Here is a 22311-nt window from a genome sequence, read left to right as displayed (position 1 = left end):
AAGTCCTCTTGCTTACTTGTCGCCGGGCAGCTTCACGCCGGTGACCTGCGCATACATTCGCGCCACCGACGCGTCGTCGTCGCGGCCCATGCCGGCGGCTGATGTCATCAGGAACATCTGGAGCGCGGCGGCGGAAACCGGCACGGGGAATCGGGCGCTGCGCGCCATGTCCTGGATGATTCCGAGATCCTTGACGAAGATCTCGACGGCGCTACGCGGCGTGTAATCGCCGTCCAGCACGTGCGGCATGCGGTTCTCGAACATCCATGAATTGCCGGCGGACGCGGTGATCACCTCGTAGACCTTGCGGATATCGAGGCCCTGCTTGGCGGCAAACGCCATCGCCTCCGACGCGGCGGCGATATGCACGCCGGCGAGCAGCTGGTTGATCATCTTGAAGGCGGCGCCCTGCCCTGCGGCATCGCCGAGCTCGTAGAGCTTGGCGGCCATGGCATCGAGCGCCGCCCGCGCCTTTGCAAACGCGGCGGCACTGCCGGAGGCCAAGATCGTCAGCTCGCCTTGCGCAGCACGCTGCGCGCCGCCTGAGATCGGCGCATCGAGATAATGCCGGCCGGTCGCCTCGAGCTGCTTGGCGAGACGTCGCGCCACATCGGGATCCATGGTGGCGGAGGAGACGAACACGCTGCCCTTCGGCATGGTCTCGGCGGCGCCATCCTTGCCGAACAGGATCGTCTCGGTCTGCGCGGCATTGACGACGACACTGACGACGATATCGACGCCCTTGGCGGCATCTGCCGGCGTGCTGGCACCCGCACCGCCATCCTTGACGAAACGCGCCACGGCGTCAGCCGAAACGTCGCAACCGGTGACCGCGTGGCCGGCGCGCTTCAGCGAGGTCGCCATGCCGTACCCCATCGAGCCGAGCCCGATGACGGCGATGCGCTGATTTTGAGACGTGGAGGCGGACATATGCAACTGACCCTTGCGAACGTTTCCTGGACGGCCGGCCTTTGCGGCGGGCTCGACGAACCGATAACACGGCTTGGTCGCGCTGCCAAAGCGTGAGACAAAGGGGCATGACGGCCATGAGGACTGAAAGCAGCAACGAGACCCGGCTGCGCGAGGACATCTGCCGCTTCGGACGGTCCCTGTTCGAGCGCGGGCTGACGCCGGGCTCCTCCGGCAATATCAGCGTCAGGCTGGACGGCGGCGGCTGGCTGGTGACGCCGACCAACGCCTCGCTCGGCTTCCTCGATCCGGCAAAGCTGTCGCGGCTGGACGAAACCGGCCGGCTGCTCTCGGGCGATGCGCCGACCAAGGAAGTTCCGCTGCACACCGCGCTTTACGACACACGCGGCAGCGCGAAGGCGATCGTGCATCTGCACTCCACCCATTCGGTCGCGCTGTCGATGCTGCCCGAGATCGACCCGCGCGCCGCGCTGCCGCCGATGACGGCCTATTATTTGATGAAATGCGGCGCCACCGCGCTCGTGCCGTATTATCGGCCCGGCGATCCCGCAGTGGCCGATGCGATTAAGGGATTGGCGGGAAACTACTCATCGGTGCTGCTCGCCAATCACGGCCCGGTGGTTGCCGGTGACACGCTGGAAGCGGCGGTGTTCGCGACCGAGGAGCTGGAGGAGACCGCGAAGCTGTATCTGCTGCTGCGCGGGATGAACCCGCGGTATTTGTCGCCGGAGCAGGTGGCGGATCTGGTGAAGGTGTTCGGAGTAACGCTGCCGGAGCATGGGCACGGGCATTAGGGCCGTGTTTCCATAAGCGCACCAGCGCGGCCTCACCCACCGCTGTCATTCCCCGCGCAGGCGGGGAATCCAGTACGCTGCGGCTTATCCGTATCTCGTTGGCGTCTCGGATTACTGGATCGCCCGCCTTCGCGGGCGATGACACCGGGTATGCGGGGACGTTCGCCCCACACGTCGTACCTACAGCCCCAGATACGCCTTGCGCACATCCGGATTGCCCTTGATCTCCGCGGCCGGGCCCTGCATCAGCACACGGCCGGTTTGCAGGATGTAGGCGCGGTCGGCGATCTCCAGGCACTCGGCCATGCGCTGCTCGACGATCAGCACGGTCATGCCGGCGTCGCGGATGCGCAGCACCGCCTGGAAGATCTCGTCGACCAGTTTCGGCATGATGCCTTGCGAGGGCTCGTCCAGCATCAGAAGCCGCGGACGCGTCATCAGCGCGCGGCCGATGGCGAGCATCTGCTGCTCACCGCCGGAGAGCGTTTCGGCGCGCTGATCGAGGCGCTCGGCGAGGCGCGGGAACAGCTGGAAGACGAGATCGAGCGGTCCCTCGCGGTCGGCTTCGCCGCGATAGAGATAGCTGCCGAGGCGCAGATTGTCGCGCACAGACAGGCGCGGAAACAGGCGGCGGTTCTCCGGCACATAGGCGATGCCGGCCGCCGTGATGTGGTGCTGCGCCATGCCGTTGAGCGGCCTGCCGTCGAATGTCACGTTGCCCGAGCGCGGACGCTCGGCACCGGCGATGGATTTCAGCAGCGTCGACTTGCCCGCGCCGTTGGCACCGGCGACGCAGACGATCTCGCCCTTCTGGACCTCGATCGAGACCGCGGAGATCGCGACCAGACCCTGATAGGCGGTCGTGACTTCACGCACCGACAGCATGACGATCTCCCAGATATGCCTTGATCACCTTGGGATCGCGGACGACATCGTTTGGCTTGCCCTCGACCAGCACCTTGCCGAGGTCGAGCACGATGGCGCGGTCGACCAGCGGCATCACGATCTCCATGACGTGCTCGACCATCAGCACGGTGATGCCGGCATCGCGCACCTTGCGCACCAGCGCGACGCCGGTCTGCGCCTCGGTCGGCGTGAGGCCGGTGAGGACTTCGTCGAGCAGCAGCAGTTTCGGCTCGGTCGCGAGCGCACGGGCGACTTCGAGGCGGCGCTTTTCGGCCGGCACGAGGTCGCTGGCCAGCACGTCGGCGCGCGCGGCAAGGCCGGTGAACTCCAGCACCTCGTGCGCCTTGCGACGCGCTTCGCGCATCACGGTGTTGCGGACGAGCGCACCGACGATGACGTTGTCGATGACCGTCATGGTCTCGAAGCTCTTGACCACCTGGAAGGTGCGCCCGACGCCGCGCTGGCAGCGCTGGGCCGCCGGCATGCGGGTGACGTCCTCGCCGTCGAACAGGATCGAGCCTTGCGTCGGCGGCAGCACGCCCGCGATGAGATTGAACAGCGTCGACTTGCCGGCGCCGTTGGGGCCGATCAGGCCGACGATCTCGCCGCGGCCGACGGAGATCGAGACGTCGCTGTTGGCGACGAGGCCGCCGAAGCGCTGCCAGACCCCGCGGGTTTCGAGAAGCGCGGTCATCGTGTGGCTCCCGTCTTCTTCGGGCGTGAGAACAGGCTGAGGAGGCCCCGCGGCAAGGCCAGCGAAATCAGGACGATCAGCGTGCCGTAGACGATGAGGTCGACACCGCGCCCCGAGCCGCCGAACTTGAAGCGCGTCAGCTCGGTCAGCGGGATCAGGATGGCGGCCCCTAACACCGGCCCCCACAGGGTGCCGATGCCGCCGAGCACGGCGGGCAGCGCCATCAGCAGCGAGAACTGGAAGCCCATGACGCTCTCAGGGTCGATGTAGGAGACGAACTGCGCGTAGAAGCTGCCACCGACGGCGACCAGGAAGGCGGAGACCGCGGCCGCGCCCATCTTGGAGTTGAACACGTCGACACCGAGGCTCTCGGCCGCGTCCGGATTGTCCTTCACCGCGCGCCACCAGAAGCCCCATTTGGAGTCTTCCAGCCACCAGGTGACGAACCAGGCGAGGCAGCACAGAGCCAGCGCGAAATAGAAGTATGGCAGCTTGGTGCGCAGGAACTGGAATTTCAGCCAGCTGTCGCCGCGGATCGGAATGGTGATGCCCATCGCGGCGCCCGCCCATTCCCAATTGTGGAACAGCAGCAGGCCGATCTCGGCGATGACGATGGTGGCGATCACGAAGTAATGGCCACGCAGGCGGAAGAAGGGATAACCGAGCCCCATCGCGATCAGCGCCGACACCACGCCGCCGGCCAGCATGCCGAACCAGGGCAGCACGCCGAACTTGGTGAACAGCAGCTCGGTGGTGTAGGCCCCGAGGCCGAAATACAGCGCGTGGCCGAGCGAGATCTGCCCGCAATAGCCGGACAGGATGTTCCAGCTCTGCGACAGTCCCGCATACATCAGCGTCAGGATCAGGATGTTCTGGACGACGACGTCCTTCACGAACAAGGGCGCCGCTGCGGCAATCGCGGCGAGCACCGCGGCGATGATCAGGTCGCGGCGGCGCCGCGCTGCAAATTCCTTGTCCATCAGATCGATCCGAACAGGCCGCGCGGCCGGATGAAGACGACCAGCAGATAAACCGCGTAGATGCCGACCGATTTCAGCGACGGCGGGAGCACCAGGGCGGTGGTGGCTTCGACGAGACCGACGATGATGCCGCCGGCGAAGGCGCCGAACACGCTGCCGAAGCCGCCGAGCGCCACCGTGACATAGGCGATCAGGGCAAAGGACGCGCCGACGTCGGGATAGATGTAGAAGAAGCTCGCCATGATCGCGCCGGCGAGGCCGACCAGCGCGGCGCCGAGGCCCCAGCCGAACGCGAACACGCGGTTCTTGTCGATGCCGACCAGCGCGACCGCACCGGGATCTTCGCGGGTGGCTTCCAGCGCACGGCCGAAATCAGTGCGGTGGATGAAGAAATAGAGACCGGCGAAGGCGAGGATCGAGACCAGCGCGCCGACCAGCTGCGGCTCCGGCAGGAAGATGCCGGCAATCGAGATGGTCTTTCCGCCGAGCCAGGACTGCGGAATACTGCGATAGTCCGGCGTGAAGAAGAACTGCGCGAGGCCGCGCATGACGATGGCCAGGCCGAAGGTGGTGAAGATCTGCACCATGCCGGCGTTGGCCTTGGCCCGCATGGCGAAGCGTACAATCAAGAGATAGATCACCGCCCCGAACACGAAGAGTGCCGCGGCGACCAATGGCGCCGACAGCAAGGGGTCGATGGCGAAGAACGCGAACAGGAAGAAGGACAGGTACATCGCGATCATCAGGAACTCGCCATGGGCGAAGTTCGTGACGTCCATCAGGCCGAAGATCAGCGCGAGGCCGACCGCGATCAGTCCGTAGAGCAGGCCCATGAGCAGGCCGCTCGCGAGACTCTGGATAATGGCTTGGGCTGTCAAAAGTCTGTCCCCCGAAATAGATCCTCATCCTGAGGAGCGCGCACAAGCGCGCGTCTCGAAGGATGGCCCAGCCCCCGTCCTTCGAGACGCGGGCTACGCCCGCTCCTCAGGATGAGGGCGGGAGCTACGTCTGAGCTCCCGCTTTCCCAATCTTACTTCATCGGCCAGATCGCCTCGGCGATCGCGGCCTGCGGCGGGAAGATGGTGACGAACTTGCCGCCGACATATTGCAGCAGCACCGGATCGGCGTCGTTGTTCTGGCCCATCTCGTCGAACTTGACCCGCTTCCAGGGCATGATGGTCTGCTCGCCCGGGATGTCGGTCGCCGCCAGCGCATCGCGGATTTTCTCGCCGTCGGTCGACTTGGCGCGGCTGATGGCGTCGGCGAGGATGATCAGGCCCATGAACTGGCGCGAGGTCAGGTCGTTGAAGTCCTTGCCCGAGCGCGTCTTGAACATCTCGTTGATCTTGCCGACCATCGGGCGCTTCTGCGCGAGGTCGAGCGAGAAGGTGCCGCGCGAAATCACGCCTTCGAGCTTGTCGCCGACGGCATCGTAGAGCGCCTTCTCGGAGAAGCCGGCATCCTGCGCCACGATCGCGTTCGGCTTGTAGCCGAGCTCGGCCATAGTCTTGACCAGGAGGATGCCGTCGGTGGTGTAGCTCGAGGGCATCAGCACGTCGGCGTTGGCAGACTTGAGCTGCTGCACCTCGGCCGAGAGCGAGGGCGAGTTGGCGCGATACTTGATGTCGGTGACGATCTTGTAGCCGCGCTCGCCGGCGATCTTGGTCTGGGCATTGCCGGAATCGGTGCCGAAGATGGTGTCCTCGTGGAACAGCGAGAGCGTCTCGATCTTGGTGCCCTTCTTCTTCATGGCGTCGAAGAAGTCGAACATGGCGGCCGAGTACATCTCGTCATGCGGCGCGGCGCGGAAATAGTACTTCAGGCCGCGGCGATGCAGGCTCGGCGAGGAATTGTCGGCGGACACGAACGGGACCTGATAGCGCTCGCAGATCTGGCTGACGGTGACGGCGACGGCGCTCTGATAGGTGCCGATGATGGCGCAGACCTTCTCCTGCGTGATCAGGCGCTCGGCCTCGGCGCGGCCCTTCTGCGGATCGGCCTGGTGATCGGCGAAGACGAGGCGGATCTTCGCGCCGCCGAGGCCCGGCAAGCCCTCGCCCTTGGCCAGCGGCAGATCGAAATCGGTGTTCTTGTTGATGACTTCGAGCGCGGTCTCATAGGCCTTCTGCGCGTCGACGCCCTGCTGTGCGCTGCCGCCGGAGAACGGATAGATCACACCGATCACGACTTCCGAGGTCTGCGCGCGCGCTGCCAGCGGCACGAGAGCGGCAGTGGCGGTGGCTCCCAACAACACGTCGCGGCGAGTGATCGTCATGGCAAAGTCCCCTGTACTGAATTTCGGTTGATCGAATGAAGCGATTGATGGATGCGGTAAAGCCCGAAGAAGCAGCAAACGCTGCCCACTAAATCACGGCCATGGTCCTGTTCTTGAGATCCGTCACCAGCATCAGGCCGGGCGAATGCGTGATCGCGAACGGAAGCTTCGCGGCGTTGATGACCGATTGCGGCGTCACGCCGCAGGCCCAGAACACCGGGATCTCGTCCTCGGCGACCGGCACGGGATCGCCGTAGTCGGGCTTGGCGATATCCTTGATGCCGATCAGATGCGGGTGGCCGAGATGCACGGGCGCGCCGTGCACGGCGGGATAGCGCGAGGTGATCTGCACCGCACGGATCGCGTCCGCCGGCTTGAACGGCCGCATCGACACCACCATGGGGCCGGCGAACGGACCGGCCTCGCCGCAGGCGATGTTGGTGCGGTACATCGGCACGCGCACGTTCTCTTCGATGTGGCGGATCGGCATGCCCTCGTCGAGCAACGCCTCTTCGAACGAGAACGAGCAGCCGAGCACGAAGGTGACGAGATCATCGCGCCAATGCTTGGTCACGTCGGTCGGCTCGTCGACGACTTCGCCGTCGCGCCAGACGCGGTAGCGCGGCACGTCGGTGCGAATGTCGAGATCGGCGCCGAGCGCGGGAATGTGGGGGCTGCCGACATCGGACATGCCGATGATCGGGCACGGTTTCGGATTGAGCTGGCAGAAGCGGTGGAAGGCGCTGGCATATTCCGCCGGCAGGATCGCCAGATTGCCCTGGACGAAGCCGGGAGCGACGCCGGCGGTGGAAGCGACCAGTCCCTGACGATAGGCAAGCCGCGCCTTGCGGCTCGGGAGCGTGTCGGGCGTTTCAGTTTGCTGCGCTGCCACCAAAACAGTCATGAGATCGACCTGCCTATAAACTCGACAAAGACAAGCCAACACCAAGCGTGCTATAAAGTCTAATCGTCGTTTCTAATCAATCTCGATAAATCTGATTTATCGACTGGGAAAATCCTTCCAATGCTGGACTTCAGGTCGATCGAGACGTTCCTCTGGGTTGTGAAGCTCGGCAGCTTCCGGGGCGCCGCCCAGCGGCTCAACACGACCCAGCCGGCGATCTCCCAGCGCATCGCCCAGCTCGAGCGCGAGATGGGCGTGAAGCTGCTCAACCGCGATCATCGCGTGGCCTCGCCGACGCCGAGCGGCCGCCAGATGATGGTCTATGCGGAGAAGCTGATCGGCCTGCGCGCCCAGATGATGGCGGAGATCGGCGATCGGTCGGCGATGCGCGGCGTGATGCGGCTCGGCGTCGCCGAGACCATCGTGCACACCTGGCTGCCGCGCCTCGTGAAGAGCGTGAACCAGGTCTATCCGAACCTGTCGCTGGAGATCGAAGTCGACATCACGCCAAACCTCACCGCGCGCCTGCTCGCGCAGGAGATCGAGCTCGCGTTCGTCGTCGGGCCGCTGTCCGCCTCCGGCGTGCACAACCGCGTGCTCGCCGATTATCCGATCGGCTTTCTCGCAAGCCCCTCCCTCGGCCTCGGCAAGGGCCCGGTGACGCCGGCGGATCTCGCGCGATTTCCGATCATCACCTTCCCGCGCAAGACCAAGCCTTACGAGGTCGTGCGCGAGGTGTTCGACCGGCCGGACCTGCCGCCGATCCGCCTGCACGCGTCGGCTTCACTGGCCACCGTCATCCACATGGCGGTCGAGGGGCTGGGCGTTGCCGTCATCCCCGACGCCATCGTCGAGAACGAGCTTGCCGACGGGCGGCTGCAGCTGCTCGACACCGATCTTGCCATCGCGCCGCTGACCTTCACCGCGAGCTGGCTTGCCTCGCCCGACGTCGTCGCCGTAGAGCGCGTCGCCGAGCTTGCACGGCAAATTGCGCAGAGCAGCCTCGCGGTTGACGCGCCCGCGCTGGCGGGTCATTGAAAAAGGCGCCGGACAATCGAGAGACCGAACGCATGAGCCGAGCCGTCACCAATTTGCAAATCGATTCTGCCCGCCTCTGGGGCTCCATCCACGAGACCGCGCAATTCGGCGCGACGGCCAAGGGCGGCGTGCGGCGGCTGACACTGAGTGCCGAAGACAAGCAGGTGCGCGACTGGTTCCGCAAAGCCTGCGAGGAAGCCGGGCTCGAGGTGCACACCGATGCGCTCGGCTCACAATTCGGCCTGCGCAAGGGACGCGACATGTCGAAGCCGCCCGTCGGCATCGGCTCGCATCTCGACACCCAGCCGACCGGCGGCAAGTATGACGGCATCCTGGGCACGCTCGGCGCGCTCGAAGTCATCCGCACGCTGAACGATGCCGGCATCGAGACCGAGGCGCCGATCTGCGTCGTCAACTGGACCAACGAGGAAGGCTCGCGCTTCGCGCCGGCGATGATGGCCTCCGCAGCCTATGTCGGCGACTTCACCACCGACGACATTTTGTCGCGCAAGGATATCGACGGCACGACCGTCGGCCAGGCGCTCGACAGCATCGGCTATCGCGGCGACAAGCCGGTGGGCTTCCAGAAGCTCGGCTGCTTCGTCGAACTGCACATCGAGCAGGGCCCGATCCTAGAGGCCGAAGGCAAGACCATCGGCGTGGTCGATTCCGGCCAGGGCGTCTTGTGGTATGACGGCAAGATTTCCGGCTTCGAGAGCCATGCCGGTTCGACCCCGATGCCGCTACGACGCGATGCGCTGGCGACGCTGTCGGAGATCGTGCTGGCGATGGAGGCGATCGCGAAGAAGCATGGGCCCAAGGCGGTCGGCACCATCGGCGAGGCCGTGATCGCCAATCCCTCGCGCAACGTCATTCCCGGCGAGATCGCCTTCACCGTGGATTGCCGCAGCGCGGATGGGGCGATCATGGACGCGCTCGACCGCGATCTGCGCGCGGCGATTGCCGAGATCTCCGCGCGTCGCAAGGTCGAGGTGAAGCTCGATCTGGTCTGGCGCAAGCCCCCGACGCATTTCGATCCCAAGCTCATTGCAGCGGTCGAGAGCGCGGCGAAGACGCTCGGTTACTCCTCGCGCCGTATCACCTCGGGCGCCGGCCACGACGCGTGCAACCTCAACACCAAAATGCCGGCGGCGATGGTGTTCGTGCCCTGCAAGGACGGTATCAGCCACAACGAGCTGGAAGACGCCACGCAGGCCGACTGCGCCGCAGGAACCAACGTCCTCATGCATACCGTGCTGGCGATCGCCGGCGTCGCGTCCTGACCGGAGAGAGCCATGCGCGGAGTTTTCGTCGACGCCAACGAAGCCCTCGCCGTGATCATGGAGCGGCTGGAAAAGCCCGGTGATCCCAAGGTGCGGATCCACCGGAATCCCGACATCAAGCCGGAGCAATATCCGGAAGTTCTCGACGGCGCCGAGATCGCGATCGTCGACCACACCGCACTGCCGACCGAGGTCGCCAAGAAGTGCACAGGGCTCAAGCACGTCGTGTTCCTCGGAACCGGCGCACGCAGCTACATGAATCCGGAGGAGCTCGCCGAGCTCGGCATCTCCGTGCATCTGATCAAGGGCTATGGCGACACCGCGGTCGCCGAATCCGCGATCGCGCTGATGTGGGCTTCGGCCCGGGTCATCGCGAAGATGGATCGCGAGATGCGCGTCGGCAACTGGCTGCGCGAGGACGGCATGCAGCTCACCGGCAAGACGCTCGGGCTGATCGGCTTTGGCGGCATCGCAGCTGAAGTGGCGCGCATTGCGTCCGGCAGCGGCATGAAGGTGATCGCCTGGAACCGCTCGCCGAAGAGCTATCCGGGCGTCGAGTTCACCGATCTCGACACCTTGCTGGCGCGGAGCGACGTGGTGTCGCTGCATCTGCTGCTCAACGACGAGACACGCGGCATGATCACGCGCGAGAAGATCGCTCAAATGAAACCGGGCGTCATCTTCGTCAACACCGCGCGCGCCGCGATCGTCGACGAAGCCGCGATGATCGACGCGCTGAAGTCCGGCCACATCCGCCATGCCGGCCTCGATGTCTTCAACACCGAGCCCCTGCCCGGCGATCATCCGCTGACGAAGATTCCAAACGTGACGCTGTCGGCACATTCGGCATTCCGGACGCCGGAGGCCAGCGAGAACCTGATTGGCGCGGCGTGGGAGCACTGCCGCCGGATCGTGAAGGGATAAGAGCAACGACAATGGCCGACTATCGCATCATCAAGGCTGAGCCGCTCACCAAGGCCATCCGTGCCATCGTCAAGGCCGGCGGCTCCTCGGACCGCGAGGCCGAGCTCGTGTCCAGCAACCTCGTCGAGGCCAATCTGAAAGGACACGATTCCCACGGCGTCGGCATGATCCCGCGCTACGTCCAGAGCGTCACCAATGGCGGCCTCGCCGTGAACGCGCATGTCAAGATCGTGCTCGACACCGGTCCGCTGCTCACCCTCGACGGCCTCACCGGCTACGGCCAGGTGATCGGCCATGAGGCGATGGAGCTTGCGGCCGAGCGCGCCAAGCAGAACGGCGTGTGCCTGGTCGGCCTCTCCAACTCGCACCACATCGGCCGCATCGGCCATTGGGCCGAGCAGTGCATCGACCACGGCCTGGTCTCGATCCACTTCGTCAACGTGATCTCGCGGCCGATCGTGGCGCCCTGGGGTGGCAGCGATCCGCGCCACGGCACCAACCCGTTCTGCGTCGGCATCCCGCGACGGGGCAAGGACCCGATCGTGCTCGACTTCGCCACCAGCAGAATCGCGCAAGGCAAGACCCGTGTCGCCCACAACAAGGGCGTCGCGCTGGAGCCCGGCACCATCATCGACAATGAAGGCAAGCCCACGGTCAATCCGCGCTACACCGTGATCCCGCCCTACGGCGCCATCCTTCCGTTCGGCGAGCACAAGGGTTCGGGCCTTGCGCTGGTGTGCGAAATCCTCGGCGGCGCGCTCTCCGGCGGGCAAGTCGTCAAGGGCCCGTCCGACGGCAAGTACAACGTCCTCAACGGCATGCTCTCGATCGTCATCGATCCCGCCAAGCTCGGCACCGGAGACAATCTCGCGCGTGAAGTCGAGAGCTTTATGGCCTGGCACACCGGCTCACCACCCGCTTCCGGCGTCGACAAGGTCAAGATCGCCGGCGAGCCCGAGCGCGAGATCAAGACAAAGCGCCTCGCCGAAGGCATTCCGGTCGATCCGACCACCTGGCAGGAGATCCTGGAGGCCGGGAAGAAATTCGGGTTGGATCAGGCGGCGATCGAGAAGATCGTGAGCTAGTCGCGCGACATCGCTCGGCATGAGCCGGGGCTCCTGGACAATTGCGCAAGGAAATCTGGACTAGGGCGAAGCTTGCGGAGCGGAGATGAACCGGCCCCCATTGTGTTGCGACAACGGGGATATCCCGGCCCATATCCGCTCGAGGTTCACATGCTCTCCCGTCTCGCAAAGCTCATGTCCGGCTCCAGCGAGCCCTCTCCCGCAATCGACCTCTACCGGCATCGGCTCGACGTCTATGAAAGCGAGCTAGGCGAGCCCGAGCACAGCTTCACGCACGACGCCGAACGTCGCATCGACATCCATGCGTTTGGCCGTGATTTCGTTCCTGAATGCCGGGAAGGCTCCGACGAAGGCTATGTCCTCTTGACCAACGGCATGAGCCAGCAGCGGATGCACGGCGTGCAGGGCGACGCGAAGCCGCGCGCCGAGCTGATGTGGTATGTCCGCGAGCCGACACCGGATGTCCGCGACAATCTGCGCTGGCTGGCCAATCTGCCGTTCGTCGACACGACCTGGTTCGGGTTCGGTCACCGCATCGCGTTGCCGTGGCCACCGGTTGCAGGAACGGACTTTCAGACTTTTCTGTTCCTCACGCCGATCATCGGCACCGACAAGCAGATCGCCGAAGCGCTGGAAATCGCGGGCGATCCGGTCGAGATTTTGACCGTGAACCTGATCTCGGATCGGGAGCTGGCGTTGATCAGGGCCGGCGGGCTCAATGAGTTTCTCGACCTGCTCGACGACAACGATTATCCGCCGATCTTCGATCCGGCGCGGACGTCGTATGTGTAGCACGAGCCAAACGCACGGCTGTCCTACCCTTCTCCCCCTGTGGAAGAAGGTAGCGCGAAGCGCCGGATGAGGGGTTCTCTCCGCACGTAATCCTGCGACGGATGATCGGTGTTCGCGGAGACAGACCCCTCACCCGTCTCGCCGCTGCGCGGCGAGCCACCCTCTCCCACAAGGGGAGAGGGGAAGCCCCGCCTCAATCCACCATATCCGCAACCGCCTTGCCGCAGGCCGTGGTGTCGGCGTTGCCGCCGAGGTCCTTGGTCCGCAGCGTACGCTCCGCCAGTGTACGCTCGATCGCCTCGACGATCGAACGGCCGGCTTCCTTTTGGCCGAGATGCTCCAGCATCATCGCCCCCGACCAGATCATGCCGATCGGATTGGCAATGCCCTGTCCCGCAATGTCGGGCGCCGAGCCGTGCACCGGCTCGAACACCGAGGGGAAGTCGCCTTCGGGATTGATGTTGCCTGACGGCGCGATGCCGATCGTGCCGGTGCAGGCCGGGCCGAGGTCGGACAGGATGTCGCCGAACAGGTTGGAGCCGACCACGACGTCGAACCAATCGGGATGCAGCACGAAGTTCGCGGTCAGGATGTCGATGTGGTACTTGTCCCACTTCACGCCGGGAAACTTCTTCGCCATCGCCTCCACGCGCTCGTCCCAATAGGGCATGGTGATGGAGATGCCGTTCGACTTCGTCGCGGAAGTCAGGTGTTTCTTCGGCCGCGACTGCGCGAGCTCGAAGGCGAATTTCAGGATGCGGTCGACACCGGTGCGGGTCATCACCGTCTGCTGCGTCACGAACTCGCGGTCGGTGTCGGGGAACATGCGGCCGCCGACGGAGGAATATTCGCCTTCGGTGTTCTCGCGCACCACCCAGAAATCGATGTCACCGGGCTTGCGGCCCGCCAGCGGCGACGGCACGCCGGGCATCAGCCGCACCGGGCGCAAATTCACATATTGGTCGAACTCCCTGCGAAACTTGATCAGCGAGCCCCAGAGGGAGACGTGGTCCGGAATCTTGGCCGGCCAGCCGACCGCGCCGAAATAAATCGCGTCGTGCTTGCCGATCTTCTCCTTCCAGTCATCCGGCATCATCTGGCCGTGCTTCTCGTAATAGTCCCAGGACGAGAAATCGAAATGGTCGAAATGCAGGGCGATGCCGTGCTTCTTCGCCGCCGCCTCCATGACGCGCAGGCCCTCGGGCATGACTTCCTTGCCGATGCCGTCGCCGGGAATGACCGCGATCCGGTATTGTTTCTTGCTCATCGAGAACGTCCCTTTTTGGTCAGGCAGCCGCCGCCTTTTTGACCGCACTGCAATGGACCAAACGCGGCGGCAGTGCAACGCTGCACTGCAATGTTGACCGTGGCGCGGCCGAGCGCCTACTGGTTTGATCCAGTTCCAATTCCGAGAGTACCCCCAATGGATCTGCATCTGCGTGGCAAGCGCGTCCTGATCACGGGCGCGTCGAAGGGCATCGGCGCTGCCGCGGCCGAGGCATTTGCCGAGGAGGGCGCGCATCTCCTGCTCGCCGCCCGCAGCGGCGATCAGCTCAAGGCGCTGGCCGAGCGCTTACGCTCGGCGCATCAAATCGACGCCGCGACAAGCATCGTCGATCTGCGCAAGGCGGAGGACGTGGCACGGCTGGCGAAAGAAGCCGCCGACATCGACGTGCTCGTCAACAATGCCGGCGACATTCCCGGCGGCTCGATCGACAAGATCGACGAAGCGACCTGGCGCCACGCCTGGGAATTGAAGGTGTTCGGCTATATCAACCTCACGCGGCAGATCTACGCGCAGATGAAGGCCAAAGGCGGTGGCGTCATCGTCAACGACATCGGGGCCGCCGGCGAGAAGTTCGACGCCAATTACATCTGCGGCAGCGCCGGCAATGCCGCGCTGATGGCCTTCACCCGCGCGCTCGGCGGCAAAAGCCTCGCCGACAACATCCGCGTGGTCGGCATCAATCCGGGCCCCGTCGGCACCGATCGTCACGTCACGCTGCTGAAGACGCGGGCCAAGCACCAGTTCGGCGACGAGAGCCGCTACAAGGAATTCCAGAAGAGTCTGCCGCTCGGCCGCCCTGCGCATGCGCGCGAGATCGGCGACCTCATGGCGTTCCTGGCCTCGGACCGCGCGGGCTATACGTCGGGTGTGATCTACACCGTGGACGGCGGCATCAGCGCAGGCTGGGGTTAGCTGCCTCGTCCTTTTTGACACCGTCGTTCCGGGGCGATGCAAAGCATCGAACTACAGTGCACAATTGTGCACCAGAGGACCTCGAGATTCCGGGTTCGCCCTCCGGGCGTCCCGGAATGACAATCTAGGTAGGAGTAAAATAATTGTCTCAAGACCTGATCCAACAAACCGCCTGCGCCGTCGTCGAGAAGCTGCGCTCCGGCGACGTCTCACCGCTCGAACTGCTGGATGTGGTGGAGAAGCGCGTCAAGGAGGTCGACGGCAAGGTCAATGCGCTGCCGACGCTCTGCTTCGATCGCGCGCGGGACAGCGCCAAGGCCTTGATGCGCAAACCCGCCGGCGCGCGGGGGCTGCTCGCGGGCCTGCCGGTGCCGATCAAGGATCTGACCGACGTTGCGGGCGTCCTGAACACGCAGGGCTCGCCGATCTTCAAGGACAACATTCCAGCCAAGTCCGACCTGATGGTCGAGAACCTCGAGGCCAACGGCGCGCTCGTCTACGCCAAGTCCAACACGCCGGAGTTCGGCGCCGGCGCCAACACCTTCAACGAGGTGTTCGGCGCGACGCTCAATCCCTGGGATATGACGAAGTCCGCGGCCGGCTCCTCCGGCGGCGCCGCGGTGGCGCTGGCCACCGGCATGGCCTGGCTCGCGCAGGGCTCGGACATGGGCGGATCCTTGCGCAGCCCGGCAGCCTTCTGCGGCATCGTCGGCATGCGGCCGAGCATCGGCCGCGTCGCGCATACGCCGAAAGTGGCGATCGATCGCAATCTCGGCGTGCAGGGCCCGATGGCACGCAATGTCGAGGATCTCGCGCTGCTGCTCGATGCCATGAGCGGCGATTATGCCGACGATCCGCTGTCGCTGCCGGCGCCGGCGACCTCGTTCCTGACATCCGCGCGGTCCGGCAAGAAGCCGAAGCGCATCGCCTATTCGGCTGACCTCGGCATCACCCCTGTCGATCCCGAGGTGAAGGCGATCACGCGGAAGGCTGCGGAACGCTTTGCCGAGGCCGGTGTCATCGTCGAGGAAGCGCATCCGGACTGGCGCGAGGCGCATGAGTGCTTCCACGTGCTGCGCGCCTTCGATTTCGCGATCAGCAAGGCGGAGCTGCTGCGCACCAAGCGCGACCTGCTCAAGCCCGAGGTGATCTGGAACATCGAGGAAGGCCTCAAGCTCACCGTGGAGCAGCTCGCGCGCGCCGAGGCCCAGCGCGTTGGCATGACCGCGCGGGCGGTCGAGTTCTTCAAGACCTATGATCTGCTGCTGACACCCACCACGATCGTGCCGCCCTTCCCGATCGAGCACCGCTACGTCGCCGAATGTGCCGGCAAGAGATTCGAGAACTACGTCGAGTGGCTCGGCATCGTCTACGCCATCACGCTGGCCTGCTGCCCCTCGCTATCGCTGCCCTGCGGCTTCACGGCCTCGGGCCTGCCGGTCGGCGTGCAGGTGGTCGGAGCGCCCAGGGGCGACGCGGAGGTGCTCGCGGGCGCCAAGGTGCTTGAGGATATTTTGGGCCTGCGCGGAACGATGCCGATCGATCCGAAGGGTTAAGACGTAACGCTTCTTTGCACGACAAACTCCCCAGTACCCTCTCCCCTTGCGGGAGAGGGTGGCTCGCCGCAAAGCGGCGAGACGGGTGAGGGGTTCTCTCCACAAGGGACTCTCTCACCGCCTGAATACGGCGACAGAACCCCTCATCCGGCGCTTCGCGCCACCTTCTCCCACAAGGGGAGAAGGAAGATCATCTCCTGCTCGCGCCCTCCAGGCCGCGGCTGTACCGCGACATCGCAAAGCAAAAGACAAAATAGATCGCGGCGACGAAGATGTAGACCTCGACCGAGAACTGCTGCCAGGCCGGATCGATGATCGCGGTCTTCGCCGTCGTCAGCAGGTCGAAGATGCCGATGATGAGGACGAGGCTGGTGTCCTTGAAGAAGGCGATGAAGGTGTTGACCAGCGGCGGGATGACGTGGCGGATCGCCTGGGGCAGGATGATCAGCCGGTTCTTGCGCCAGTAGGACAGCCCGAGCGCATCGGCCGCCTCGTATTGTCCGCGCGGCACGGCCTGGAGGCCGCCGCGGATCACCTCGGCGAGATAAGCGCCCGCGAACAGGATGATGGCGATCTGCGCGCGCAGCAGCTTGTCGATGTTGAACCCGCTTGGCATGAACAGCGGGAACATCACGCTCGCCATGAACAACAGGCTGACCAGCGGCACGCCGCGGATCAGCTCGACATAGAGCACGCTGAGCGAGCGGATCGCCGGCAGCTTCGAGCGCCGGCCGAGCGCGACGAGGATGCCGAGCGGAAAGCCGAATGCGAGCCCAAAGGTCGCGAGGATCAGCGTGACCGGCAATCCGCCCCAGCGGTCCTGCGAGACGAAGGAGAGCCCGAGCACCCCGCCCCACATCAGCACGCTGATCAGCGCCAATACGCCGATCCAGAGATAGACCAATTCGCGCCGCCACAGGGCGCGACGGCTCGAGAGATAGAACAGCGCGATGAACAGCAGCACCGATAGCGCCGGCCGCCACTGCTCGTCGAACGGATAGGTGCCGAACAGGATGAAGCGGTACTTTTCGGGAATGATGGCCCAGCAGGCACCGACGCCGCGCACCGCGCGGCAGGCGCTGGAATCGTTCGCGGGCGTCAGCCACACGGCGTTCGCAACACCCCACTGCACGAAGCTGAAAACGCCCTTGGCAAGAATCGCCAGCAGCACGATCGATAAGATACCGTTCGGGACCGACGAGAACAGATTGGCGCGCAGCCAGCGCAGCACGGGATTTCCAATCTGCGGACGGCGGGCGCGGCGCGGCGCATCGGGGATATCGACGATCACCGTCATGATCAGCGCTCCACCAGCGCAATGCGCGCATTGTACCAGTTCATGAAGAAGCTGATGGAAAGGCTGATGGTCAGGAACACTGCCATGATCAGCGCGATCGCCTCGATCGCCTGGCCGGTCTGGTTCAGCGTGGTGTTGGCGATCGAGACCACGTCCTGATAGCCGATCGCGACCGCGAGCGAGGAATTCTTGGTCAGGTTGAGATACTGGCTCGTCATCGGCGGCACGATGACGCGGAGCGCCTGCGGCAAAATGATCTGCCGCAGCATGAAGCTGCGGCGCAGGCCGAGCGCGTTGGCGGCGTCCCATTGCCCGCGCGGCACGGACTGGATGCCACTGCGGACGATCTCGGCAATGAAGGCCGAGGTGTAGGTCACGAGCGCGATCAGCAGCGCGAAATATTCCGGAGCGAGCGTCAACCCGCCGACGAAATTGAAGCCGCGCAATTGGGGCCACTCGATCGTCCAGGGCACGCCAAGCACCAACGAGACAGCCGCCGGCGGCACGATGATGAGGCCGAGCGCAACCGGCCAGGCCGGGCGCGGCTTGCCGTCGCGCATCTGCTGCGCGATCAGCCGCCTCCTGACGAGATAGAACACGGCAGCTCCGAGCACGGCGGCGCCGAGCACCCAAAACTGCAGCGGGCCAATCGGAATGGCCGGCAGGATCAGGCCGCGATTGGACAGGAACACGCCCTCGATCGGCCGCCATGCCGCACGTGCGGCCGGCAGCGCCTGCATCAGCACGTACCAGAACAGCAGCTGGAGCAGCAGCGGGATATCGCGGAGCGTTTCGACATAAACGGCGGCCAGCCGCGACAGCAGCCAGTTGGCCGATAGCCGGGAGATACCGATCAGCGTGCCGAGGACGGTCGCGAGCACGATCCCGATGACGGCAACGCGCAGCGTGTTGCCGACACCGACGACGAAGGCCCAGAGATAGGTGTCTCTCGGATTATAGGCCAGCAAACTATCGGCAATGGGCATGCCGGCCTCGCGGCCGAGGAAGGCAAAGCCGGTCGTGATGCGGCGAGCCGAGAGGTTGGTGACGGTGTTGGACCAGAGGAAGCCGATCACCGCGAGCGCGATCCCGACCACCAGCACCTGCCAGAACAGGCCTTGCAGCTCGCGGCGTCCCCATGCGCCGTACAGGCGGCGCGGCGGCGGTCTTCGAGCATCGGTGGTCACAGCGCAAAAATCCTTCTCGACAGGGACGATTTCCGGCAGCGCACGTCAACTGTTGCACTGATATAAAATTCATGCAACAAATGTTTCATGGCCGAGCCCGCGAAATCCTCGCCGTTGAGCGAACTGCGCATTGCATTGCCATCGCTCCCGATGCGGCTGCAGGAGGTCGGTCGCTTCGTCGCCGCCAACGATTACGACGCCACCACCCGTTCGATGCGCGACCTCGCGGCGGAAGCCGGCGCCGATCCCGCCGCGTTCACGCGCCTCGCCAAGGCGATCGGCTATTCGGGCTGGGACGAATTGCGCGCGGCGCTGACCGAGGCGCGGCGGCCGTCGCAGGCCTCGCCGTTCTCCGGCCGCGCCAGAGGCCGCAGGCCTGGCCCGAACGCCGATGTTGCGCTCGTCACCGAGAAGCTCGAGGCGGAGGCCGCCGGCCTGCCACGGATCCCGGCCCAGCCCATTGCGGAAGCTGCCCGCGCGCTGCACGAGGCCAAGCGCATCTGGATCGCTGGCTATCGCAGCTGCCGCAGCGTTGCAGAGCTCTTGAACTACGAGCTGCGGCTGTTCCGCCCGGAGCAGGTGCAGCTCGTTGGCGTCTCGGGCCCCGACGATCTCGACCTCGGTGCGTTCAGGCCCGGCGAGGCCGTCATCGTCATCGGCTTCCTGCCCTATACCCATGCGAGCGTCGGTGTCGCACAGGCCGCCTATCGCAGCGGCGCAACGCTGATCGCGATTGCGGACAGCCTCTCGGCGCCGATGGCCGAGGGCGCCGACCACGTGCTGCTGTTCGAGGCGGCCTCCTCTCCCGGCTTCTTCCCCAGCCTCACCGGCGCGATCGCGATCGCGCAGTCGCTTGCGGCGGTCACATTCTCGCTCGGCGGTGTCGCCGCGAAGAAGCGACTGGAAAATACCGAGGCGCGTCTCACTGCTGCCGCCACCTACGTCTCGGAGAAAGGTTGATCCATGAGCACTCGCACCAGCCGCGTGCTGCACCGTTCGCTCCGCGAGACGCCGCCCAAGGCGATCGGCGGCGAAGGCGTCTATCTCTTCGCCGAGGACGGACGGCGCGTGATCGACGCCTCCGGCGGCGCGGCGGTCTCATGCCTCGGCCACCAGCATCCCCGCGTGATCGCGGCGATGGCCAAGCAGGCCTCGACGCTGGCCTATGCCCACACCGCCTTCTTCTCGTCCGAGCCCGCCGAAGCCCTCGCCGAGGCGCTGGTCGGACACGAGCCCGGCGGTCTCGCCTATGCCTATTTCGTCAGCGGCGGATCCGAGGCGATCGAAGCGAGCATCAAGCTGGCGCGACAATATTTCATCGAGCGCCGCGAGCCACAGCGGCAGCATTTCATCGCACGGCGACAGAGCTACCACGGCAACACGCTCGGCGCGCTCGCCGCCGGCGGCAATGCCTGGCGCCGCGCGCCCTACGCACCCCTGCTCTCCGGAGCCTTCAGCCACGTGACACCGGCCTTCGCCTATCACGAGAAGCACGACGTCGAATCGGATGCGCAGTTCGTGGCGCGGCTGGCGGCCGAGCTGGAAGCCGAGTTCCAGCGGCTTGGCCCTGAGACCGTGGCGGCGTTCCTGGCCGAGCCGGTGGTCGGCGCCACCGCCGGCGCCGTGGCGGCACCAGACGGCTATTTCAGGGCCGTGCGCGAGATCTGCGACCGCCACGGCGCGCTGCTCATCCTCGACGAGGTCATGTGCGGCATGGGCCGTACCGGCACCACGCACGCCTGGGAGCAGGAAGGCATCGCGCCCGATATCCAGGCGATCGCAAAGGGGCTCGGCGGCGGCTACCAGCCGATCGGGGCCATGCTCGCCAGCGGCAAGCTCATCGACACCATCCGCGCAGGCTCAGGCGCTTTTCAGCACGGCCACACCTATCTCGCACATCCCCTCGCCTGCGCGGCCGCACTCGCAGTGCAGGATGTGATCCGCGAGGATCGCCTGCTCGACTGCGTCAGGGAGCGCGGCAAGCAACTCGAGCAGCGGCTGACCGAGCGCTTTGGCAATCACCGCCATGTCGGCGATATCAGGGGCCGCGGCCTGTTTTGGGCGATCGAGCTGGTCGCTGATCGCGCCAGCCGCACCCCGTTCGACCCCGCGCTCAAGCTTAATCAGAAGATCAAGGCGGAAGCATTCGCTGGTGGGCTCGGCTGCTATCCGGGCGGCGGCACCGTGGACGGCGTGCGCGGCGACCACGTGTTGCTGGCGCCGCCCTATATCGCCTCCGCCGACGAGATCGACCTGATCGTCGACAAGCTCGGCACGGCCGTCGACAAAGTGTTGCGTAGTGTCAATCACTGAGGGGAGTAGCATGATGAGGAAAGTGGTTATCGCGGCGGGCGTGCTCGCTGCATCGACAATTGTCGCATCCGCCGCAACGTTGGACACGGTGAAGAGCCGCGGCACGCTGGTGTGCGGCGTCAGCGCCGGCTTTGCCGGCTTCTCCGCGCCGGACTCGCAAGGTGATTACCGGGGTCTCGACGTCGATTATTGCCGCGCGCTCGCAGCCGGCGTGCTCGGCGATGCCAGCAAGGTGCGCTACGTTTCGCTGACCGCGCAGAACCGCTTCACCGCCCTGCAATCGGGCGAGATCGACGTGCTCTACCGCAACTCGACGCAGACGTACTTGCGCGGCGTCACGCTCGGCCTGCGCCAGGGACCGATCAACTTCTACGATGGCCAGGGTTTTGTCGTGAAGAAGGACCTCGGCGTCAAGGAGATCAAGGACCTCAAGGGCGCCACCGTTTGCGTCGCTCAGGGCACCACGCACGAAGTCACGCTCGGCGATTACGGCCGTGCCAACGGCATCGACTGGAAGCCGCTGGTGTTCGACCGCGTCGACACCATGTATCAGACCTTCTTCGGCGGCCGCTGCGATGCGATGACCCAGGACGCCTCCGCGCTGGCCGGCGCCGTGACCACCGCGGCACCGAACCCTGCCGACTACGTCGTGCTGCCGCAGACCATCAGCAAGGAGCCGCTCGGCCCCTTCACCCGCAACGGCGACGAGGTCTGGAGCGACATCATCACCTGGCTGCATTACGGCCTGATCGAGGCCGAAGAGCTCGGCGTCACCCAAGGCAATGTCGAGGAGATGACGAAGTCGCAGACGCCCGCGATCCAGCGTCTGTTAGGTGCCTCCGGCGATCTCGGCTCCCGGCTCGGGCTCGACAACAAATGGCTGGTCACCGCGATCAAGGCCACCGGCAATTACGGCGAGATCTACGAGCGGAATGTCGGCAAGGCGAGCCCGCTCAAGCTCGACCGCGGCCTCAACGGCCTCTGGAGCAAGGGCGGCTTGATGTACGCGGTGCCGTTCAAGTAATTGTCTCCCGTGTCCCGGACGCGCTGCAGCGTGCAACGCTGCTGCGCAGAGCCGGGACCCAGGAAGCCACGACTTTTAACGCCAAAAAGGATGGGCCCCGGCTCTGCAGCGCAATACTTCGCATTGCGC

At 65.3% G+C, this 22311-nt stretch carries 21 protein-coding genes; 11 read left to right on the top strand and 10 right to left on the bottom strand.

Features of this window, described 5'->3' with window-relative positions:
- Nucleotides 1-12: 12 nt before the first annotated feature.
- Nucleotides 13-930 carry an L-threonate dehydrogenase gene (ltnD, locus tag AC0WRY_RS11115; RefSeq protein ID WP_194407021.1) on the bottom strand — a complete coding sequence of 306 codons (918 nt, stop codon included), beginning with the start codon at nt 928-930 and terminating at the stop codon, nt 13-15.
- 107 nt (nt 931-1037) lie between these two features.
- On the opposite strand from ltnD, the gene otnC reads away from it, so the two are divergent.
- Nucleotides 1038-1724 (top strand): 3-oxo-tetronate 4-phosphate decarboxylase, encoded by a 687-nt coding sequence (otnC, locus tag AC0WRY_RS11110; protein ID WP_194407020.1) that lies wholly within the window; start codon nt 1038-1040, stop codon nt 1722-1724.
- A gap of 180 nt (nt 1725-1904) precedes the next feature.
- Here the strand turns inward: otnC and AC0WRY_RS11105 are convergent, their stop codons facing one another.
- The 6 genes from AC0WRY_RS11105 to AC0WRY_RS11080 all read right to left on the bottom strand — a co-directional run bounded on the left by AC0WRY_RS11105 (nt 1905) and on the right by AC0WRY_RS11080 (nt 7483).
- Nucleotides 1905-2609: an ABC transporter ATP-binding protein gene (locus tag AC0WRY_RS11105; protein WP_194407019.1), complete on the bottom strand. Its 705-nt coding sequence runs from the start codon at nt 2607-2609 to the stop codon at nt 1905-1907.
- A complete protein-coding gene (locus AC0WRY_RS11100; RefSeq protein ID WP_259205173.1) occupies nt 2593-3324 on the bottom strand; it encodes an ABC transporter ATP-binding protein in 732 nt (243 codons plus the stop codon). The genes AC0WRY_RS11105 and AC0WRY_RS11100 overlap by 17 nt, the downstream gene beginning before the upstream one ends.
- Nucleotides 3321-4304: a branched-chain amino acid ABC transporter permease gene (locus AC0WRY_RS11095; protein WP_491123095.1), complete on the bottom strand. Its 984-nt coding sequence runs from the start codon at nt 4302-4304 to the stop codon at nt 3321-3323. Before AC0WRY_RS11095 ends, AC0WRY_RS11100 begins: the two co-directional genes overlap by 4 nt.
- Nucleotides 4304-5137 carry a branched-chain amino acid ABC transporter permease gene (locus AC0WRY_RS11090; RefSeq protein WP_246776496.1) on the bottom strand — a complete coding sequence of 278 codons (834 nt, stop codon included), beginning with the start codon at nt 5135-5137 and terminating at the stop codon, nt 4304-4306. Before AC0WRY_RS11090 ends, AC0WRY_RS11095 begins: the two co-directional genes overlap by 1 nt.
- A gap of 197 nt (nt 5138-5334) precedes the next feature.
- Complete coding sequence (locus tag AC0WRY_RS11085; RefSeq protein ID WP_285811941.1) at nt 5335-6579, bottom strand: ABC transporter substrate-binding protein; 1245 nt, start codon at nt 6577-6579, stop codon at nt 5335-5337.
- 88 nt (nt 6580-6667) lie between these two features.
- Nucleotides 6668-7483, bottom strand: a complete 816-nt coding sequence (locus AC0WRY_RS11080) for a putative hydro-lyase (RefSeq protein WP_194407014.1) — start codon at nt 7481-7483, stop codon at nt 6668-6670.
- A gap of 120 nt (nt 7484-7603) precedes the next feature.
- Between AC0WRY_RS11080 and AC0WRY_RS11075 the strand changes: the two genes are divergently transcribed.
- The 5 genes from AC0WRY_RS11075 (at nt 7604) to AC0WRY_RS11055 (ending at nt 12605) form a co-directional block, all read left to right on the top strand.
- Nucleotides 7604-8521: a LysR family transcriptional regulator gene (locus AC0WRY_RS11075; RefSeq protein WP_194407013.1), complete on the top strand. Its 918-nt coding sequence runs from the start codon at nt 7604-7606 to the stop codon at nt 8519-8521.
- Nucleotides 8522-8553: 32 nt separating this feature from the next.
- Nucleotides 8554-9804 carry a Zn-dependent hydrolase gene (locus AC0WRY_RS11070; protein WP_491123094.1) on the top strand — a complete coding sequence of 417 codons (1251 nt, stop codon included), beginning with the start codon at nt 8554-8556 and terminating at the stop codon, nt 9802-9804.
- A gap of 12 nt (nt 9805-9816) precedes the next feature.
- A complete protein-coding gene (locus AC0WRY_RS11065) occupies nt 9817-10728 on the top strand; it encodes an NAD(P)-dependent oxidoreductase (protein WP_483069503.1) in 912 nt (303 codons plus the stop codon).
- A gap of 11 nt (nt 10729-10739) precedes the next feature.
- On the top strand, nt 10740-11813 hold the full coding sequence (locus AC0WRY_RS11060) for a malate/lactate/ureidoglycolate dehydrogenase (RefSeq protein ID WP_491123093.1): 1074 nt from the start codon (nt 10740-10742) through the stop codon (nt 11811-11813).
- Between the two features lie 150 nt (nt 11814-11963).
- Nucleotides 11964-12605 carry a suppressor of fused domain protein gene (locus AC0WRY_RS11055; protein WP_194407009.1) on the top strand — a complete coding sequence of 214 codons (642 nt, stop codon included), beginning with the start codon at nt 11964-11966 and terminating at the stop codon, nt 12603-12605.
- 193 nt (nt 12606-12798) lie between these two features.
- Here AC0WRY_RS11055 and AC0WRY_RS11050 read toward each other — a convergent pair whose 3' ends face one another.
- Entirely contained in the window at nt 12799-13872 is a 1074-nt protein-coding gene (locus tag AC0WRY_RS11050) for a tartrate dehydrogenase (RefSeq protein WP_194407008.1), read from the bottom strand.
- Between the two features lie 156 nt (nt 13873-14028).
- Between AC0WRY_RS11050 and AC0WRY_RS11045 the strand changes: the two genes are divergently transcribed.
- Together AC0WRY_RS11045 and AC0WRY_RS11040 are read left to right on the top strand one after the other, a co-directional pair.
- Nucleotides 14029-14805, top strand: a complete 777-nt coding sequence (locus AC0WRY_RS11045; protein ID WP_194407007.1) for an SDR family oxidoreductase — start codon at nt 14029-14031, stop codon at nt 14803-14805.
- A 143-nt stretch (nt 14806-14948) separates the two neighbouring features.
- Nucleotides 14949-16361, top strand: a complete 1413-nt coding sequence (locus AC0WRY_RS11040; protein WP_491123092.1) for an amidase — start codon at nt 14949-14951, stop codon at nt 16359-16361.
- 190 nt (nt 16362-16551) lie between these two features.
- Here the strand turns inward: AC0WRY_RS11040 and AC0WRY_RS11035 are convergent, their stop codons facing one another.
- Both AC0WRY_RS11035 and AC0WRY_RS11030 read right to left on the bottom strand, forming a co-directional pair.
- On the bottom strand, nt 16552-17658 hold the full coding sequence (locus AC0WRY_RS11035) for an amino acid ABC transporter permease (protein WP_194407005.1): 1107 nt from the start codon (nt 17656-17658) through the stop codon (nt 16552-16554).
- Nucleotides 17659-17660: 2 nt separating this feature from the next.
- Nucleotides 17661-18845 carry an amino acid ABC transporter permease gene (locus tag AC0WRY_RS11030; protein WP_194407004.1) on the bottom strand — a complete coding sequence of 395 codons (1185 nt, stop codon included), beginning with the start codon at nt 18843-18845 and terminating at the stop codon, nt 17661-17663.
- An 87-nt stretch (nt 18846-18932) separates the two neighbouring features.
- On the opposite strand from AC0WRY_RS11030, the gene AC0WRY_RS11025 reads away from it, so the two are divergent.
- From AC0WRY_RS11025 to AC0WRY_RS11015, 3 genes are read left to right on the top strand one after another with little or no spacing between them, the layout of a single operon-like run.
- Complete coding sequence (locus tag AC0WRY_RS11025; RefSeq protein WP_194407003.1) at nt 18933-19805, top strand: MurR/RpiR family transcriptional regulator; 873 nt, start codon at nt 18933-18935, stop codon at nt 19803-19805.
- A 3-nt stretch (nt 19806-19808) separates the two neighbouring features.
- The gene (locus tag AC0WRY_RS11020; protein WP_491123091.1) at nt 19809-21158 is read left to right on the top strand and encodes an aspartate aminotransferase family protein; all 1350 of its coding nucleotides are present in this window, start codon (nt 19809-19811) and stop codon (nt 21156-21158) included.
- A 10-nt stretch (nt 21159-21168) separates the two neighbouring features.
- Nucleotides 21169-22182, top strand: a complete 1014-nt coding sequence (locus AC0WRY_RS11015; protein WP_194407001.1) for an amino acid ABC transporter substrate-binding protein — start codon at nt 21169-21171, stop codon at nt 22180-22182.
- Nucleotides 22183-22311: the final 129 nt, after the last annotated feature.

Source organism: Bradyrhizobium sp. T-12, assembly GCF_058314695.1.
This window is presented reverse-complemented; position numbering and strand designations above follow the sequence as displayed.

Coding starts and splice junctions, on each gene's coding strand:
- ltnD (WP_194407021.1), bottom strand. CDS start 930: ATGTCCGCCTCCACGTCTCAAAATCAGCGCATCGCCGTCATCGGGCTC.
- otnC (WP_194407020.1), top strand. CDS start 1,038: ATGACGGCCATGAGGACTGAAAGCAGCAACGAGACCCGGCTGCGCGAG.
- AC0WRY_RS11105 (WP_194407019.1), bottom strand. CDS start 2,609: ATGCTGTCGGTGCGTGAAGTCACGACCGCCTATCAGGGTCTGGTCGCG.
- AC0WRY_RS11100 (WP_259205173.1), bottom strand. CDS start 3,324: ATGACCGCGCTTCTCGAAACCCGCGGGGTCTGGCAGCGCTTCGGCGGC.
- AC0WRY_RS11095 (WP_491123095.1), bottom strand. CDS start 4,304: ATGGACAAGGAATTTGCAGCGCGGCGCCGCCGCGACCTGATCATCGCC.
- AC0WRY_RS11090 (WP_246776496.1), bottom strand. CDS start 5,137: ATGGGCCTGCTCTACGGACTGATCGCGGTCGGCCTCGCGCTGATCTTC.
- AC0WRY_RS11085 (WP_285811941.1), bottom strand. CDS start 6,579: ATGACGATCACTCGCCGCGACGTGTTGTTGGGAGCCACCGCCACTGCC.
- AC0WRY_RS11080 (WP_194407014.1), bottom strand. CDS start 7,483: ATGACTGTTTTGGTGGCAGCGCAGCAAACTGAAACGCCCGACACGCTC.
- AC0WRY_RS11075 (WP_194407013.1), top strand. CDS start 7,604: ATGCTGGACTTCAGGTCGATCGAGACGTTCCTCTGGGTTGTGAAGCTC.
- AC0WRY_RS11070 (WP_491123094.1), top strand. CDS start 8,554: ATGAGCCGAGCCGTCACCAATTTGCAAATCGATTCTGCCCGCCTCTGG.
- AC0WRY_RS11065 (WP_483069503.1), top strand. CDS start 9,817: ATGCGCGGAGTTTTCGTCGACGCCAACGAAGCCCTCGCCGTGATCATG.
- AC0WRY_RS11060 (WP_491123093.1), top strand. CDS start 10,740: ATGGCCGACTATCGCATCATCAAGGCTGAGCCGCTCACCAAGGCCATC.
- AC0WRY_RS11055 (WP_194407009.1), top strand. CDS start 11,964: ATGCTCTCCCGTCTCGCAAAGCTCATGTCCGGCTCCAGCGAGCCCTCT.
- AC0WRY_RS11050 (WP_194407008.1), bottom strand. CDS start 13,872: ATGAGCAAGAAACAATACCGGATCGCGGTCATTCCCGGCGACGGCATC.
- AC0WRY_RS11045 (WP_194407007.1), top strand. CDS start 14,029: ATGGATCTGCATCTGCGTGGCAAGCGCGTCCTGATCACGGGCGCGTCG.
- AC0WRY_RS11035 (WP_194407005.1), bottom strand. CDS start 17,658: ATGACGGTGATCGTCGATATCCCCGATGCGCCGCGCCGCGCCCGCCGT.
- AC0WRY_RS11025 (WP_194407003.1), top strand. CDS start 18,933: ATGGCCGAGCCCGCGAAATCCTCGCCGTTGAGCGAACTGCGCATTGCA.
- AC0WRY_RS11020 (WP_491123091.1), top strand. CDS start 19,809: ATGAGCACTCGCACCAGCCGCGTGCTGCACCGTTCGCTCCGCGAGACG.
- AC0WRY_RS11015 (WP_194407001.1), top strand. CDS start 21,169: ATGATGAGGAAAGTGGTTATCGCGGCGGGCGTGCTCGCTGCATCGACA.